The organism is Streptomyces sp. NPDC051976 (genome assembly GCF_040680795.1).
Lineage (GTDB): Bacteria > Actinomycetota > Actinomycetes > Streptomycetales > Streptomycetaceae > Actinacidiphila.
Genome location: NZ_JBFAXL010000006.1, coordinates 48,474 through 64,509 on the forward strand (window position 1 = coordinate 48,474; position 16,036 = coordinate 64,509).

Here is a 16,036-nt window from a genome sequence, read left to right on the forward strand (position 1 = left end):
CCTCACGGGCGTTCCGTCACCGTCAAGGAATCACCCCAGGCTCCACTGCTGGTTGCTCTGGCCGTTGCAGCTCCACAGCTCGACCAGGGCGCCGTCACTCGTGGACGCCCCGGTCACGTCCAGGCACAGACCCGACTGGACTCCGGTGACCGTGCCGTTGGCATTGAGTGTCCACTGCTGGTTGCTCTGGCCGTTGCAGGTCCACAGGACCGCCTTCGTACCGGAGCTGGTGCCCTGGCCGCTGGCGTCGAGACACAGCTGGCTGCCGCCGCTGTAGACGGTCAGTTGACCGCTGGACGTCCGGGTGAAGGTCTGGTTCGCCCCACCTGAGCAACTCCAGATGTCGGCCTGGATTCCGGGCATGGTGGACGCGTTGGGGACGTCCAGGCACTTGCCCGCACCCACCGCGTGCAGTTCCCCCGAAGTTCCGCCGCCGCTCGTCACACCCGCCTGGGAGATGACCTGCTGGGCGCCCGACGGCCAGTTGGTTCCGCTGACCTGGACGTTCCCCGTCAGAACGTTGTTGTGCGGGGAACCGGTCGCCACCTGGGTCGCCCCGGAGTTGTACCAGTTGTTCGCGAAGGTGCTGTCGTTGGTGTTGTTGGTGCCGCTTGCGTTGGTGAAGGCCCACACACCGGAATCCTGGACGACGTTGCTGCCGAGGGTCACGTAGCGGGAACCCTCGTCGAGGTAGAGGCCGACGGTGTGCTGGTTGTCGTAGATGTAGTTGTGGTCGATGCTGGCACCGGGGTTGGCGGACAGGTTGTAGATGCTGCCGCCGTCGTGGAAGACCTTCTTGGTCCCGTGGACGGCGTTGTAGCTGACGACGGTGTTCTTCAGTGTCGTCGGTGTGGTGTAGACGGGCTGGTAGTTGTACAGGCCGCGGTTGCGGTAGTCCTGGCTGCCGCCGGGGTCGTTGGCTCCCCAGCCCCAACCGACGTCGATGCCGTCGTAGGCGAGGTCGGAGACCTCGTTGTGGGTGATGACGGCGTGGGTGACGTAGGTCGACAGGATCCCGGCCATGTCCTTGTAGTCCTTGGCGACACCGCTGATCCTGTTGCCCTGGATGGTGATGTTCTGGTCGGTCATCGCCGGATCGGACGGGTGGTGGGCGTCCGGCTGGACCCCGCCGACGACGATGCCGGCGCCGGAGTCGTCAGTGAACGTACTCCCCGAGACCGCGATGTTCGAGGCACCCAGGCCGACGCCGGAGGCGTGTGCGTCGCCGTCGTTGCCGATGCCGAGTCCGACCTGGCCGAGGTGCGCGAAGGTGTCCCCGGAGAAGGTGATGCCGTTGGCCGCGGAGACCTGCACCGCCGCGGGGACCTGCTCCCAGCCGTTGCGCGCCGCCTCGAAGAGCTGGCAGCCCGACTGGCAGGACGTCAGGAAGTCCGAGGGCTGGGTGAACGGCCTCCCGAGAAAGGCGCCGCTTTGCTGGTCGGCGTATCCGACGGAGGTACTGGGCCGCAGCCACGTGCTGTGCTCGAAGGCGATGCCCTGGAAGGAGATGTCGTGGGCGGGACTGGCATAACTGCCGCCGACCTGCAGCAAGGAGGTGAGCTGGGGCAGTTCGATGTCATGGGCGGTGGAGGACCAACCGGCCGGCGCCTTGTAGTAGAGCTGGCCCGCCGCCGGGTCGAGATACCACTGCCCGGGGGTCTTCAGGAACGAGTAGGAGTTCTCCAGCAGCAGGGTTCCGCCGGCGAAGGGGCTGGCGAGCGTGTCGTAGCCCCAGTTGTTGTTGTTCCAGGCCGGCTGCTGCATGGTGACGGCGGTGCCGTTGATGGACTGCACGGGTGCATAGCGGTCGGTGAAGGAGTTCTGGCTCTCGACCTCGATCCGGTTCTGCTGCGGCAGCGTGGCCAGGTAGTTCAGCGCCGGGTTGGCGATCGTCATCCCGCCTGCGGTGACCTTCACGTCGCTGCGGGAGATCGTGATGGCCGCGCGCGGCGCCAGGGCGCCGTCGACGTACAACTGGCGCGAGTCGGCACCGGTGGGTACCGGCGCGGCGTAGATGTTGTTCGCGGCGTCCTTCAGCGTCCACCCCGTCACCTGGCGCCCGCCTGACAGCACGGGGCTCTGGCCCGCCTGAGCCTGCCACACCACCTGGTGACCGTTGCTGCCCGAGTCCGCGCCGCCGAGAGACAAGGGCGACGACATCCGGTAGGTGCCGCCGGCCAGTTGCACGGCGATGTCCCCGCTCATGTTCGCGTCAATGGCCTCGACGGCGGACTTCACCTGGGTCAGGGAGCAGGGCGCCGAGGCGGAGCAGGCGGTGCCGCTCCCGCTGGGCGAGGCGTAGAGGGTGGTCATGGTCGCCGCATGGGAGGTGACGGCCGGTGCCGCGACGACCGCGGCGGCGGCCAGGGCCGCGACGAGAGCCGCGGCCCGTGGTCGTCCCGTGCTCGAGCGGGCGCGTACGAGGAAGGTCATTTTCGCTCTTTCCGAGGGGAGATGAGTGCTGATCGAGGGCGTTCCCGGGCGGGCGCCCCCGGCCGCTGCCGGGCGGTCGGGAGCGCCCTGAGAGGGCGGCGAGCCGGTCAGCCGCTCAACCGCGGTTCCACTTCTGGTTGCTGGCTCCGGTGCACTGCCACAGCTGCACGAGGGTGCCGTTGGTGGTTCCGTACGCGCTGGCGTCCAGGCAGAGGCCGGACTGGGCGCTGGTGATGCTTCCGTCGGAGTTGACGTTCCACTGCTGGTTGGTTCCGCCGTTGCAGTCCCAGATGATCGCCCGGGTGCCGTTGGCCGTGCCCTTCGCCTCGTCGTCCAGGCACTTGCCGCCGAAGACCCTCAGTTCCTTGGCGGAGGTCAGGGTCCACTGCTGGTTCGCACCGCCGTTGCAGTCCCAGAGCTCCGCCTGTGTGCCGTTGGTCTGCGAGGAGTTGGGGACATCGAGGCAGCGACCGCCGTTGGCGCTGGAGACTGCCTGGGGCGTGCCGCCTCCGCCGCCGGTGGAGCCGCCGTAGCCGGCAGCGGTGATGCCGGCCTGCACGGCGTTCTCGGTGGCGTCCGACGGGAAGCCGGCCGTCAGCGCGCCCTCGAAGAACTCGCCCTGGCCGGTCGGGCTGTTGTCGCCGCCCGTGCCGAGGAGGATGGAGCTGTCGGTCTTCATCGGTGAGTAGCCGCCTGGAAGTCCGCCCGAGTATGTGGTGGTCAGTCCTCCACCACCTGCGCTTCCGTATTTCAACGTGAAGTTGCTGGTGCCGTTGTTCTTCTCCCAGGCACTGACGAAGGGGTAGTGGACGCCCTGGTTGTTCGGGTCCTTGTTCGATCCCGAACCGGTGTGGAACATCCCGTTCTCCAGGTCGGCCTCGACCCACGGGCCGCCGCCGACGCAGCCGCCGAACCAGCAGGCGTTGCCCCAGTAGATGGCGTTCATCGTGGCGTTGCCGGTGTCGGTGTGCGAGTTCTCGCCGCTGCCGTAGTCGAAGCAGCACCACTGGTCGGTGTAGTTGGACGACGTCACCATGTAGATGCCCTCGGGCTGCGCTCCCGTGGGTGCTCCGTTCGCGTGGTCGACGCGGTAGCCCACACCCGGCGTGACCTTGACGCCGTAGACCTGGTGCCCAGCCGCTGTCACGGGCAGGGCCATGGCGTCCGCGCCGACATCCGCCCCGTTGGCCCCCGGGCCCTTCCAGTAGCCGCCCCAGGAGATCGGCATGTCGTTGTGCTTGGACGTCTGGTCGTAGATCTTGGTGATGGTGCACGAGGTGCCCGCGCAGAACGAGACCTGCGAGGCTCCGTCGGCGTATCCGCCGGTGGAGAGCAGGCCGATGTCCCGGTAGCTTTGATCGGACGCGCGCTGGATCTGGTACAACGGGCCGCTGTACGAGGCGAGCAGAGCCCGGGTGGTGCTGTGCGCGGCGACGCACGGGGTGCCCCCGGCGGCGTAGAGGTCGCACGGGAGCGACGAGGCGGCCGCTGCCGCCGGAACCGCCGCCTGGACCGCGCCGCGGACCGCGGCGTGATCCTCGGGACCGGTGGCCGCCGCCCGGCCGCCGAACATGGCCGCGGCCATGGCGAGCGCCGCCAGGAACACGGCGATCGGTCTGGCACGGCGCCGACCGGTGAGCGGGAAGGACATCAGGACAGACATCAATGACTCCTTCGGGGTGAGCGTGCCGCTGGGCAGGCTTGGGGCGCCAAGACCGCCCCATGGATCAGTCTTATCTGCCACCGCCAGAGCGACGGGCCGTCAGAAGGCCGTCCACCTGTTCCTTGTTCCACGGGACACTCCTGGGGAAGGAATGTACGCGTCCACGCGAGTTGTGAGCGCTCACACTTCCTGTGGGGGGACTGTTGCGCCATGAACTGACTCTCGGACTGCAGTCATCGATCCGAAATGAGACTGACACATATTGGGGCTGGGCCTCAAGAGGTATGGCACACAAGGATGAACGGGGCGGTGCCGGGCGGTGGCCTACCCCAGCGTCCACTGCTGGTTGGGCTGGCCGTTGCACATCCAGAGCTCGGCCAGGGCGCCATTGGCCGTCGAGGCGCCGGTGACGTCGAGGCAGAGCCCCGACTGGACTCCGGTGACCGTGCCGTTGGAGTTCAGCGTCCACTGCTGGTTGGGCTGGCCGTTGCACGTCCAGACCTCGACCTTCGTTCCTGGCGACGTCTGGTTGTCGTAGGCGTCCAGGCACATCTGGCTGCTCCCCCCGTAGACGGTGAGCTGGTTGGCAGACGTGTGGGTTGTCCATGTCTGGTTGGGCCCGGCCGCGCAGGTCCAGATGTCGACCTGGGTGCCCGGGGTCGTGGCGGAGTCGGGTAGGTCGAGGCACTTGCCGGCGCCCACCGCGTGCAGCTCACCGGTGGTGCTTCCGCCGCCCCCACCGCTCGTTCCGCCCGCTACCCGGTACATCACGGTGCCGTGAGCGGGCACGGACGCGCTGATCGTGCCCGACGTCGAGGAGGTGGCCCCCGACCACAGGTCGGTCAGGGCGTAGCCGGCCGCGCCGGTCTTGCCGATCGCCGACGCGCTGGTGGTGATGGTGGCCGTCGACCCGGTCTCGTTGAACAGGGCGACCGACACGTCGCCGTTCGCCAGCGGCTTGGCCATGACATCGAGGCCGCCCGAGGACGACACGAGCGTGCCCTGCCTGCCCAGCGCGTCCTGGTCGACCGCGATCACCCGGGAGTTCGTCAGCGTGGACAGGGTCGTGGAGCCGGCCGAGGCGATGTTGGTGCCGGCGATCAGGGGCGCCGCCATCTCCGCCCACAGACTGAACTCGCTACGGCTCTCCGTCACGGACAGCGAGCCGTTGCCGACCTCCAGCATGTCCGGGTCGTTCCAGTGACCAGGGCCCGCGGAGGAGGCCAGCCCCACGTTGCTGTGGAAGATGGACAGCATGCTGGAGTAGCTCGCGTTGATGTCGCCCGTGGTCCGCCAGCTGTTGCCGACGCCCGCTCCCCATGTCCACACGCTGTCCTCGCCCCAGCTGCACAGGCTGAACAGGATCGGTCGGCCCGTCGCGGACAGCGCGTCCCGCATGACCTGGTAGCGGGTCTCGGCCGGCTGCTTGCTTCCGTTGGGGCAGCTGTTGAGCGCGCAGCCGGGGCCGGCGTAGCAGTTGTCGTACTTCAGGTAGTCGACACCCCAGGACGCGAACGACTGCGCGTCGGCGCTCTCGTGGCCCAGACTGCCGGGGAAGCCGCCACAGGTCTGCAGGCCCGCGTCCTCGTAGATGCCCAGCTTCAGGCCCAGGGAGTGGACATAATCGGCGGTGCCCTTGATCCCGTCGGGGAACTTCGACGGATCGGGGACGAGCCGGCCGCCGCCGTCCCGCGCATGCGTCATCCAGCAGTCGTCGATGTTGACATACGTGTAGCCGGCCGCCTGCATGCCGTTGTCGTGCATCGCCAGCGCGGTGGACTTGATCAGCGATTCGGAGACGTTGCAGCCATAGGCGTTCCAGTCGTTGAAGCCCATCTGCGGGGTGAGGGCCAGGCCGTTGCCGAGGGCGGCGGCGGGCGGGGCGGCGGCGAGAGTGAGCAGCGGTGCCGCCGCCGAGAGGAGCACCGCGGCGAACAGCAGCGCCAGGATTCTCCGAAGGGTGGATCGCGAGGAAGAGGGGGAACGCGTGGTGCTCACGGTCGTGACGGGCATGGTTCGGCGACCTCCTTGCCGACTCGGATTCGGGACTGGGCCGACGGCTGCGCCGCCGCCGGGATCAGCCGGACGTGCAGGGCGTGCCGTTGAGGGCGAAGGCGGCCGGGGCGGAGGTGTTGCCGGTGTGGTCGGCCTGGAGGCCGAAGCTGGTGGAGGCGCCGGGTGCGAGCGAGGCGTTGTAGCTGAGGTTGGTGGCTGTCACCGCTCCGCTGGACGGGCTGACCGCCGCGTTCCAGGCGGAGACGACCGTCTGACCGCCTGGCAGCGTGAAGCCGAGCTTCCAGCCGTTGATCGTGCTGCTACCGGTGTTGGTGAGCGTGACCTGCTCGGTCAGGCCGGTGTTCCACGCGTCCACGGTGGTGGACACCTTGCACGGCGCCGAACCGGTCGGCGGCGGTGAGGAGGGCGGCGTGCTCGACGGCGGGGTGCTGCTCGGCGGCGGGGTCGCACCGCTTCCGAGTGCCGTGGCGGTGGCGGCGTAGGCGGGCTTGGGCTGGAAGGTGCTGTCGTACATGGTGGCGGCGCCCCAGCCGGGGAAGGTGCCGGGAATCCACGAGTTGCCGTCGTCGACGCCCCATTGCGAGATGCCGACGCAGCGCGAGACCGCCAGGCAGTCCTTGACGACGTTGCCGTAGTCGGTGGCCTGTTGCTGCAGGGCGGCGTTCGACGCGGGCAGCTGGATGCGGTCGTCCAGCTCGGTGACGGCCACATCCAGGCCGAGGGCGGCGAAGCGCTGCATGTTGGCCTGGAAGTCGGAGGGGACCTGGCCGACGATGAAGTGACTTTCGAAACCGATGCCGCCCAGGGGCACACCCTGGGCAAGGAGGGTCTTGGCAAGGTTGTACAACGCGTTGCTCTTGGCGTTCTGCCCCTCGATGTTGTAGTCGTTGATGTAGAGCTTGGCGTTCGGGTCGGCCGCGTGAGCGGTACGGAGAGCCTCGGCGAAGTAGGTGGACCCCATCGCCCTGGAGAACACGTCGTTGACGAACGAACCGTCGCCGTTGAACGGCTCGTTGACCACGTCCCAGGCGTAGATCTGCCCCTTGTAGTGGTTCACCTCGGTCGTGATGTGGGCGTCCATCGCGCCCTGCACCTGACTGAGCGGCAGGTTGTTCACCCAGGAGGGCAGTTGGTTCTGCCAGACGAGGTTGTGGCCGCGCAAGCGCATGCCGTGTGACCTGGCGTAGGAGGCGATCTGATCGCCGGGGCCGAAGTTGTACTGCCCGTTGCCGGGTTCGACGGCGTCCCACTTCATCTCGTTGCCCGGTGTGACGGCGTCGAACTGGGCGTTGGAGATGCTGATCTCGTTGCTGTTGCTGAGGTCGGAGTCCGTCAGGGCGGTGCCGAAGTACCGCCCCTGCGCCTCCGCGAGCGTGCGCAGCGAGGTGGCCGCGGCGGCCGGTCCTGCCGCGCTCATGGCGAGAAAGGGCACGCCGGCCACGGCGACCGCCAGCCCGGCACCGACAGCGCGGAGCCTTGGCTTTCCTGAAAAGGGCAGCCGGAATTTCGGGGTCATGTGACCTCCAGAGATGACGAGGCACCAAGTGCCCGAGGTGGGGGGACGAGCTGTGGGGCGGAGCGATCCGATGCGCGCGAACAGCGGAGCGTGCCAGCGGTGCCCGTCCGGGAGCTTTCGCCCCCGCGCATCACCCGATCCGGCAATCGGGGAGGCCGACATGGGCCGCGGTGGGTCAGGTAAGCAGACACAGCGGGCAGCGTCAACAACACATGCAACAGCCGCAGGCCAGACGCCCCACGACGGGTAGCAGCCGCCGCGCTCCGCACGGACCGAGTGGCTTCGAAACTTTCGACATCGCTGTCCTCACACGCCTTTCACGGTGCGTCAGGCGCAGCCGATCCATGAGTTCACGGATTGGCACCGCCTCCCGACCAGCCCGGACATGGGCCATGGAACCCTTTCCCGGAAGCGAATTTTTCGAAAGTTGCCACGAAACTATTGACTCCTCTTGGGCTCGAATCAACACTGTCGGCAACAGCGCCGCCCGGACGAGAGACGCATGTTAGCGCTCACATTACTTCCCTCATGTCCCCCCACAGAGGAAGAAGAGCCATGAGAATCAGATCCTTACTCGTTCCCGTTGTGACCGCGGTCGTCCTCATCATGGCCGCAGCTGGCGCGACGATGAGCACCCACTTCGGCGCCACCGCCTGGTCCGCCCCCGCCGGCGCCGCGGCGGGGACCAGTGGCTGCGGCAAGGCGCCCTCGCTGTCGAGCGGTTCGCACACGATCACGAGCAGCGGCCAGAACCGCGGCTACATCCTGCGGGTGCCCGCCAACTACGACGTGAACCACCCCTACCGGTTGGTCTTCGGATTCCACTGGGTGGGCGGCACCGCGAACGACGTCGACTCCGGCGGCACCGACGGATACAACTGGTCCTACTACGGGCTCAGGCGCCTGGCGGACAGCGCGAACAACGGCACCATCTTCGTCGCACCCCAGGGCATCAACAACGGCTGGGGCAACACCAACGGCCAGGACGTCACCTTCGTCGACGACATGACCAGGCAGCTCGAGGCGGCCCTGTGCGTCGACACGACACAGGTGTTCTCCGCCGGTTTCAGCTACGGCGGCGCGATGACCTACGCCCTCGCCTGCGCCCGGCCGACGGTCTTCCGCGCGGTCGCCGTCTACTCCGGCGCGAACCTCAGCGGGTGCAGCGGCGGCACCCAGCCCGTCGCGTACATGGGGCTCCACGGCCTCCGGGACAACGTCCTGCCCATCGCCGGTGGCCGTGCGCTGCGTGACACGTTCGTCAGAAACAACGGCTGCACCCCGCAGAACCCGCCCGAGCCGGCGTACGGCAGCCTGACACACATCATCACCGCCTACTCCGGGTGCAAGCCCGGCTATCCGGTCGTGTGGGCGGCGTTCGACGGCGCGGGGCACGACCCCGGCCCGATCGACGGGTCCACCGGCGACGGCTGGCACACATGGACGTCGGGCGAGGTCTGGAAGTTCTTCACCCAGTTCGACTCCAACCCGCCCACGAGCACGCCGCCGACCACCACCCCGCCCACCAGCCCCCCGCCCGGCAGCCAGGAGATCGTCGGCCGGCAGTCGGGCCGCTGCGTGGACATCAACAACTCCACGACGGTCAACGGCACGCAGGCCGCGCTGTGGGACTGCAACGGCGGGGCCAACCAGCGGTGGACGTACACCGCGAGCAAGCAGCTCATGGTCTACGGCAACAAGTGCCTTGACGCTTCGGGTCAGGGAACCGGCAACGGCACCGCGGCGGTGATCTGGGACTGCAACGGGCAGGCGAACCAGCAGTGGAACGTCAACACCGACGGCACGATCACCGGGGTGCAGTCGGGCCTGTGCCTCGACGCCGCGGGCACCTCCACTGCGAACGGAACGAAGATCCAGCTCTGGAACTGCACGGGCGGGTCGAACCAGCAGTGGGACCTGCGGAGTTGAACAGGACTCCGGGGCCGGACGCCGCGCCGCGTCCGGCCCCGATTCTGTGCTCAGAGGGTGATGCGTGCACGCCTCTTGACCCGGAAGCAGCCCTCTGACTAGCTTCGCTTTCGCGAAAGTATTGCGGCTTGATAGAGAAACTTTCTACATTCGTCCGCCTCCAGGGCGCTCGCGACACCGCACCTCACAGCAGCCCGGCTCGTCGAGCCGAGCGCCGCGCTCGCCCACTGGCCTCGTCCCGGAGGAGCTACATGCGCACAGCCATCCGCGCGTTGCGGTCCCGCCCGCTCGCCTGGGCCGCAACCATGCTGCTCGCCGCGGTGGGAGCCGCCGTGGCAGACGCACCCGCCGCCACCGCCGCCACCACCGCCTCGGTGTCGATCGACGCCGGACAGAGACTGGCGACGATCCCGGCCGGCGGCGTCGGCACGAACGTCGCCGTCTACGACCCCAACATGAACAGCGCGCCCATACCCGGCTTGCTCAACGCCGCCGGCATCAACTCCGTCCGGTACCCCGGCGGGTCGTACGCGGACGGCTACCACTGGCAGACCCACACCGTCGAGGGCGGCGGCTTCGTCGCGCCCAACACCGACTTCGACACCTACATGAGCACTCTGAGGACCGCCGGAGCGCAGCCGGTCATCACCGCGAACTACGGCAGCGGCACGCCGCAGGAAGCGGCGGGCTGGGTGAAGTACGCCAACGTGACCAAGGGATACGGCGTCAAGTACTGGGAGGTCGGCAACGAGGTCTACGGCAACGGCGAGTACGGGTCCAAGTGGGAGACCGACAACCACTCCAGCCACAGCGCCACGACCTACGCGAACAACCTGGTGCAGTACGTCTCGGCGATGAAGGCCGTCGACCCCGGCATCAAGATCGGCGCGGTGCTCACCACCCCGGGAGCCTGGCCCGACGGCATCACCGGTCCCGGCGACACCCAGGACTGGAACCACACGGTGATGTCGATCGCCGGATCGAAGATCGACTTCGTGATCGTGCACCAGTACCCCAACAGCACCGGCGAGGCCGACATGCTCGGCAAGCCGCAGGCCGAGATTCCCGGCGTGGCGAGTGCGCTACATTCGCTGATCAACCAGTACGCCGGTGCCAACGCGGCGAATGTGGGCATCGCGGTCACCGAGGCCAACGGCAACGCCTACAAGAACACCGCCCCCAGCGGCCTGTTCGCCCCGGACAACTACCTGACCTGGATGGAGAACGGCGCCTTCAACGTCGACTGGTGGGCCCTGCACAACGGCACCGACTGCAGCAAGGTCACCAGTGTCGACGGTGCCACCGACTACGACGACTTCGGCGTCCTCTCCAGCGGCGCCTCCTGCGAACCGGCCCTCAACACACCGTTCGCCCCGTACTACGGCACCGAGATGATCACCAAGCTCGGCGCGCCCGGCGACGCGCTGGTCAAAGCGAGCAGCTCCACTGCCCTCGTCTCCGCGCACGCGGTCAAGCGGGCCAACGGCGACGTGGACGTCATGCTCATCAACAAGGACCCCAGCAACGCCGCCAATGTGTCGTTGAACTACGCCGGCTTCACACCGTCCTCGTCCACGCCGACGGTGTACACGTACGCCAAGAACGCCGCGTCGATCACCTCGGCGTCGTCAGGCAGCGCGACAAGCCAGACCGTACCGGCGTACTCGATCGCGGTCGTCCAACTGCATCCCGGCAGCGGCGGCACGACAGGCTCGTCAGGCCCACTGCACGCGGTGGGCGCGGCCAAGTGCCTGGATGTGAACGGTTTCAGCACGACCGCGGGCACCCAGCTCCAGACCTGGGACTGCAACGGCCAGGCCAACCAGTACTGGACGCGCACCGCAGCGAACCAGCTGACCGTTTACAGCGGTAGCAGTCAGATGTGTCTGGACGCGTACGGCGGCGGGACCAGTCCCGGCACGAAGGTCGTCATCTGGCAGTGCAGCGGCTCCGCCAACCAGCAGTGGAGCCTCAATTCCGACGGCACGATCACCGGCGTCCCCTCAGGGCTCTGCCTCGATGTGAGCGGAGCGTCCACGGCCAACGGCGCCCTGGTCGAACTGTGGACGTGCAACGGCCAGTCCAACCAGCGGTGGACCCTCGGATAGCCCCACCGCGCGACGCGGGCGGACCGGGGTCCTGCATGGGGGTCGCGGTCCGTCCGCCGTGCTGATGTACGGGTACGGGCTACAAGGGGGCGTCAGCGGCGGTGAGTTGGTCGTTGAGCGCACCGGAGCGGAAAGGCAGCAGCTCGACCGCGTCCGCGTCGAACCCGACGGCCGCGAGGTCGTCGAGGAGTCCCGAAACCCTGCCCACCGCGGGAAGGACACCCGCGGGAACCTCGATACGTGCCCGGCCCCCGCCCAGGTCCCGTACCCGCAGGTCCCCTGCCTCGATCCCCGCCGCGGCGAGCCGGGCCCGCACGGCGGTCTCCGCCCGGTCGATCCTGGCCAGCCGGGGACCGGAGATCCGCAGACCGTAGGCGATACGGCTGGCCAGGCAGGGCATGGCCGGTCTGTCCCAAGTGGGCAGGGACCAGTGGCGGCTGAGCCGGCGCACCTGCTGCTTGCTCAGGCCGGCGCCCAGCAGCGGGGTCAGGACGCCGCGTTCCTTGCCGGCCCGTATGCCCGGCCGGAAGGGGTCGGTCGCGTCGTCGGCGTTGGTGCCGGTGGCCACCTGGCCGAAGCCCTCTTCGGCCGCGAGCGCGACGATCGCGTCCAGGACCTCCGACTTGCAGAAGTAGCAGCGGTCCGCGCCGTTCGCCCGGTAGCCGGCGCGGTCCAGCTCCCTCGTCCTGGGCGTGAGGTGGGCGACGCCCAGAGAGGCGGCCAGTTCCGCGGCCCGCTCCAGCTCTCCCGACGCGAGGCTCTCGGAGACGGCCGTGACCGCCAGGACGTTCAATGGCCCCAGAGCCCGTACCGCGGCAGCCAGCACCAGCGCGGAGTCCGCGCCGCCGGAGAACGCGACGGCCAACCGACCCCCGCCGTCGAACTGTTCCAGCAGCGCCACCGCGTCGCGTTCCACACCGCTCATGTCTCGTCCTCCTCCCACCACGCCACGCCGATGGCCACGGGGCGGCGGCGTCACCCCGCACTAGCCGTTCGCGGGCCCGCCCGTGCCGGTTGCCTCCTGGTCGAAGTGCTCGCGCAGCCACAGCTCGGTCGTACTCACGTGGATCAGGGCCGCGGCTTCGGCCAGGGCACTGTCCCGGGCGGCCAAGGCGTCGTAGATCGCCCGGTGTTCCGCGATGGTCCGATCCCCGGCGTTGTCGTCGACCAGACCGCGCCAGATCCGGGCGCGCAAGGTGGGACTGGAGATGCCCTCGATCAGCGTGGCCAGCGTGCTGTTCCCCGCGGCCGCGATCACCGCGCGATGGAAGGCCGCGTCGTGCTCGTTGAGCCGTTCGATGTCATCGCTGGCGAGGGTCATCGCGTCCAGGTGGTGCTTGATCTCGGCGAGGTGCTCCTCGGTGATCCTGCTGGCGGCCAGTCCGGTGGCGATCGGCTCGAAGAGCCTGCGGACCTCGGTCAGTTCCAGCAGCTTGTCGCCGCGCAGGAGTTCCACGGCCGCGCCGAGGCCCTCCAGCAGCAGCTCAGGACCCAGGCTCGTCACATAGGTGCCGTCCCCCCGCCGGATCTCCAGAACACGTGCGACGACCAGGGCCTTGACCGCTTCGCGCATCAGGTTGCGCGAGAGCCCGAGATCAGCGGCCAACTGCTGTTCCGGGGGCAGCTTCTCCCCGGGAAGCAGCTCACCGGACTGGATGAGCTCCCTGATACGTGCGATGGCTTTGTCGGTCAGCGACATCGATCGATCCCCACTCCCTGCAGGTGCCAGGCGAGCCTAGCAGGACATCCCATGTCTGTGCCTCATCTACGCATCCCACCGCGCAACCCACCAAGAGCTGGAGGAAGAGACGTGAGGAGCGGGGCCCACTCATCCCATGTCATGGCCACCGGGAGCGGTGGCCGGGTCGGGTACGCGGGTCGCCTACGCCCGGCGGTGCGCGGGGGCGGCGCCGGTGCTGGAGCGCAGCGAGATCGGTGGCGCGAGCAGGATGTGGCGCGGCGGCGTGAGCGGCGCGGCGATGCGCTCGACCAGCAGGGCCACCGCCTGCCCGCCCATCTCGACAGCGGGCACATCCGCCGCGGTGAGCGGCGGACGGAAGTCCTCCGCCCACAACTGGGCCGCCACACCGGTGAGGGAGAAGTCCCGCGGCACGGTCAGTCCGGCGTCGGCGAGCGCCCGCTGGATGCCGGGCAGCGCGGCCTCGTTGATGGTGGTGACGGCGGTGAGGTCCGGATGCGTCCGCAGGAGTTCTTCGATGGTTTCCTGGCCGGAGCGCGCGTCGTCCCCGCACGTCACCTCGAGGCCCGTCATACCGCGCTCACCGACGGCCGCGAGGAATCCCTCCCGCGCCCTGACCGCGGGGCCGTAGCCCGCCGCGACGAGTTCCGGGGAACGGGTGATGAGCGCGATCTCGCGGTGGCCGAGGTCGGCGAGGTGCCGGACCGTATGGCCGATGAGACCGGCGTAGTCGATGTCGATCCAGCACATCGCCTGATCCCCGGCGGTGTGCCCGATACCGACGAAGGGCAGTCCGGCCTCCTGGAGCCGGCCGACGCGGGCGTCCTCCAGCCGGATCTCCATGAGGATCACTCCGTCGACGCGGCTCTCCGACACCAGCCGTTCGAAAGAACGGTCGTGGTCGCCGCCGGACGGGGAGAGCAGCACGTCCAGGTCGGCGCGGGCGGCCGCGTCGACGACGCTGGCGACGAAGTCCAGCTGCATGTGGGTGAGCCGGTTGCCGGCAGGCGGGATGACCAGGCCGACCGTGCGGGTACGGCCTTCCTTGAGCGCCCTCGCGGTCGCGTTGGGCCGATATCCGAGTTCGTCGATCACGTCCTGGATGCGTTTACGGGTACCGGCCGCGACGGGGCGCTTGCCACTGAGCGCGTACGACACCGTGCTGCGCGACACTCCCGCTCGCCGCGCGATCTCACCGATGTTCATGCCGCTCCCTAAGTACATCCGCAGACGTGATCATACCGCCTGCGAATCGATTCGGACGCGGCACGGACGAATCCTCAGTATGAGGGTGTCCGCGCCCGGCTCGGAGGAGCTCAAGAAGCGGGTACAGCACTATTGACGGGTGTGGGTGAGCGTCCTACGTTCGCTGTCGAATCGATTCGCTAAATCACCGAACGCAAGGGGCAGGTGCCATGAGCAGATCCGCAGGGCGGCGGCTCGCCGTCGCATCGCTGGCCGCCGTCACGGCGGCCGGCGCGATCACCGCGTGCGGGTCGTCGTCCTCCCCGGGCGACGGGTCCTCGTCGTCCGCGGCGGGAGGGACGTACACGGTCTGGGACCCGTACCCGCAGTTCGACGGCTCCTCGGCCTGGGCCAAACTGCTGGCCGACTGCGGCACCCGGGCCGGGGTGAAGGTCAAGCGCACGGCATTCGACACCACCGATCTGACCAACAAGACGCTGCTGGCCGCTCAGCAGGGCAGCGCTCCGGACGTGCTCATCGTCGACAACCCCGTCGTGTCCACCCTGGCGGACGGCGGGGTGCTCACCAGCACCCAGGAGAACGGGATCGACACCGCGCAGGCGGAGCCGAACCTGCTGGCGGCGGGTCAGAGCGGGGGCAAGACCTACGGCACACCCATCGGCTCCAACACGCTGGCCCTTTACTACAACGCGAAGATCTTGAAGGCCGCCGGCGTCGATCCTGCGTCGATCAAGGACTGGGCGACGCTGAACGCGGCGCTGGCCAAGGTGAAGGCAGCGGGCAAGAAGGGCATCACCTTCTCCGCGATCGGTACCGAGGAGGGCAGTTTCCAGTTCCTTCCCTGGTTCTGGGGAGCCGGGGCCCAGTTGACCGATCTCGGCTCCGCGAAGGCGGTCTCCGCCGTCACGCTGTGGAAGGACTGGCTGAAGCAGGGGTACGCGCCGAACTCGGTGATCAACAACACGCAGACCACGAGCTGGCAGGAGTTCGCCACCGGCGACTTCGCCTTCGCCGAGAACGGCACCTGGCAGCTGGCCAACGCCAAGAAGGCCGGCTTCGCGTACGGCACGATCCCGATCCCGGCGACCTCCGGTGGTACCGCCCCCGCTCCCACCGGTGGCGAGTTCGTGACCGTGCCGGTGCAGCGGGACACCGGCCGCTACAAGGCGTCGGAAAAGCTCGTGACATGCCTGACCGACGCCGAGAACCTGCTGGCGACCGACACCACCCTGTCGTATGTGGCGCCGACCGACGCGGTGCAGAACCAGCAGGTGGCCGCGGCCCCGGAGTTGAAGGTGTGGGTTCAGGCAGTGCGCGGGGCCAAGGGACGCACCAGCGACGACCTGGGCACCAAGTACCCCAGGATCTCGGAGCAACTGTGGGGTGCCGTGCAGGCGGCACTGACCGGTGCGAAGTCGCCGGCGGACGCACTGTCCGCGGCGCAGTCCGCCGCATCCAAGTAGTAC

General features: G+C 68.6%; 10 protein-coding genes. 3 read left to right on the plus strand and 7 right to left on the minus strand.

The annotated features are described in order from the left end of the window. Window positions 1-30 precede the first annotated feature (30 nt). From AB0M29_RS09015 to AB0M29_RS09030, 4 genes are all read right to left on the minus strand, one after another. Complete coding sequence (locus AB0M29_RS09015) at window positions 31-2,433, minus strand: ricin-type beta-trefoil lectin domain protein (RefSeq protein ID WP_365381130.1); 2,403 nt, start codon at window positions 2,431-2,433, stop codon at window positions 31-33. 115 nt (window positions 2,434-2,548) lie between these two features. After that, the gene (locus AB0M29_RS09020) at window positions 2,549-4,096 is read right to left on the minus strand and encodes an arabinofuranosidase catalytic domain-containing protein (RefSeq protein WP_365381133.1); all 1,548 of its coding nucleotides are present in this window, start codon (window positions 4,094-4,096) and stop codon (window positions 2,549-2,551) included. A 324-nt stretch (window positions 4,097-4,420) separates the two neighbouring features. Then, on the minus strand, window positions 4,421-6,109 hold the full coding sequence (locus AB0M29_RS09025; RefSeq protein WP_365381136.1) for a ricin-type beta-trefoil lectin domain protein: 1,689 nt from the start codon (window positions 6,107-6,109) through the stop codon (window positions 4,421-4,423). A gap of 64 nt (window positions 6,110-6,173) precedes the next feature. Continuing rightward, complete coding sequence (locus AB0M29_RS09030) at window positions 6,174-7,628, minus strand: endo-1,4-beta-xylanase (protein ID WP_365381139.1); 1,455 nt, start codon at window positions 7,626-7,628, stop codon at window positions 6,174-6,176. A gap of 555 nt (window positions 7,629-8,183) precedes the next feature. On the opposite strand from AB0M29_RS09030, the gene AB0M29_RS09035 reads away from it, so the two are divergent. Next, on the plus strand, window positions 8,184-9,557 hold the full coding sequence (locus AB0M29_RS09035) for a ricin-type beta-trefoil lectin domain protein (RefSeq protein WP_365381141.1): 1,374 nt from the start codon (window positions 8,184-8,186) through the stop codon (window positions 9,555-9,557). Window positions 9,558-9,808: 251 nt separating this feature from the next. Continuing rightward, window positions 9,809-11,665, plus strand: a complete 1,857-nt coding sequence (locus AB0M29_RS09040; protein WP_365381145.1) for a ricin-type beta-trefoil lectin domain protein — start codon at window positions 9,809-9,811, stop codon at window positions 11,663-11,665. 79 nt (window positions 11,666-11,744) lie between these two features. Here AB0M29_RS09040 and larE read toward each other — a convergent pair whose 3' ends face one another. The 3 genes from larE to AB0M29_RS09055 form a co-directional block, all read right to left on the minus strand. Then, window positions 11,745-12,590 (minus strand): ATP-dependent sacrificial sulfur transferase LarE, encoded by an 846-nt coding sequence (larE, locus tag AB0M29_RS09045; RefSeq protein ID WP_365381148.1) that lies wholly within the window; start codon window positions 12,588-12,590, stop codon window positions 11,745-11,747. Window positions 12,591-12,650: 60 nt separating this feature from the next. Beyond that, entirely contained in the window at window positions 12,651-13,364 is a 714-nt protein-coding gene (locus tag AB0M29_RS09050) for a FadR/GntR family transcriptional regulator (RefSeq protein ID WP_365381151.1), read from the minus strand. Window positions 13,365-13,547: 183 nt separating this feature from the next. After that, a complete protein-coding gene (locus tag AB0M29_RS09055; protein WP_365381154.1) occupies window positions 13,548-14,570 on the minus strand; it encodes a LacI family DNA-binding transcriptional regulator in 1,023 nt (340 codons plus the stop codon). 209 nt (window positions 14,571-14,779) lie between these two features. Between AB0M29_RS09055 and AB0M29_RS09060 the strand changes: the two genes are divergently transcribed. Continuing rightward, the gene (locus AB0M29_RS09060) at window positions 14,780-16,033 is read left to right on the plus strand and encodes an extracellular solute-binding protein (RefSeq protein WP_365381157.1); all 1,254 of its coding nucleotides are present in this window, start codon (window positions 14,780-14,782) and stop codon (window positions 16,031-16,033) included. Window positions 16,034-16,036 lie beyond the last annotated feature (3 nt).

What these genes read in the sequence shown, in the direction of transcription:
- AB0M29_RS09015 (WP_365381130.1), bottom strand. Translation starts at nt 2,433, where the DNA reads ATGACCTTCCTCGTACGCGCCCGCTCGAGCACGGGACGACCACGGGCC.
- AB0M29_RS09020 (WP_365381133.1), bottom strand. Translation starts at nt 4,096, where the DNA reads ATGTCTGTCCTGATGTCCTTCCCGCTCACCGGTCGGCGCCGTGCCAGA.
- AB0M29_RS09025 (WP_365381136.1), bottom strand. Translation starts at nt 6,109, where the DNA reads ATGCCCGTCACGACCGTGAGCACCACGCGTTCCCCCTCTTCCTCGCGA.
- AB0M29_RS09030 (WP_365381139.1), bottom strand. Translation starts at nt 7,628, where the DNA reads ATGACCCCGAAATTCCGGCTGCCCTTTTCAGGAAAGCCAAGGCTCCGC.
- AB0M29_RS09035 (WP_365381141.1), top strand. Translation starts at nt 8,184, where the DNA reads ATGAGAATCAGATCCTTACTCGTTCCCGTTGTGACCGCGGTCGTCCTC.
- AB0M29_RS09040 (WP_365381145.1), top strand. Translation starts at nt 9,809, where the DNA reads ATGCGCACAGCCATCCGCGCGTTGCGGTCCCGCCCGCTCGCCTGGGCC.
- larE (WP_365381148.1), bottom strand. Translation starts at nt 12,590, where the DNA reads ATGAGCGGTGTGGAACGCGACGCGGTGGCGCTGCTGGAACAGTTCGAC.
- AB0M29_RS09050 (WP_365381151.1), bottom strand. Translation starts at nt 13,364, where the DNA reads ATGTCGCTGACCGACAAAGCCATCGCACGTATCAGGGAGCTCATCCAG.
- AB0M29_RS09055 (WP_365381154.1), bottom strand. Translation starts at nt 14,570, where the DNA reads ATGAACATCGGTGAGATCGCGCGGCGAGCGGGAGTGTCGCGCAGCACG.
- AB0M29_RS09060 (WP_365381157.1), top strand. Translation starts at nt 14,780, where the DNA reads ATGAGCAGATCCGCAGGGCGGCGGCTCGCCGTCGCATCGCTGGCCGCC.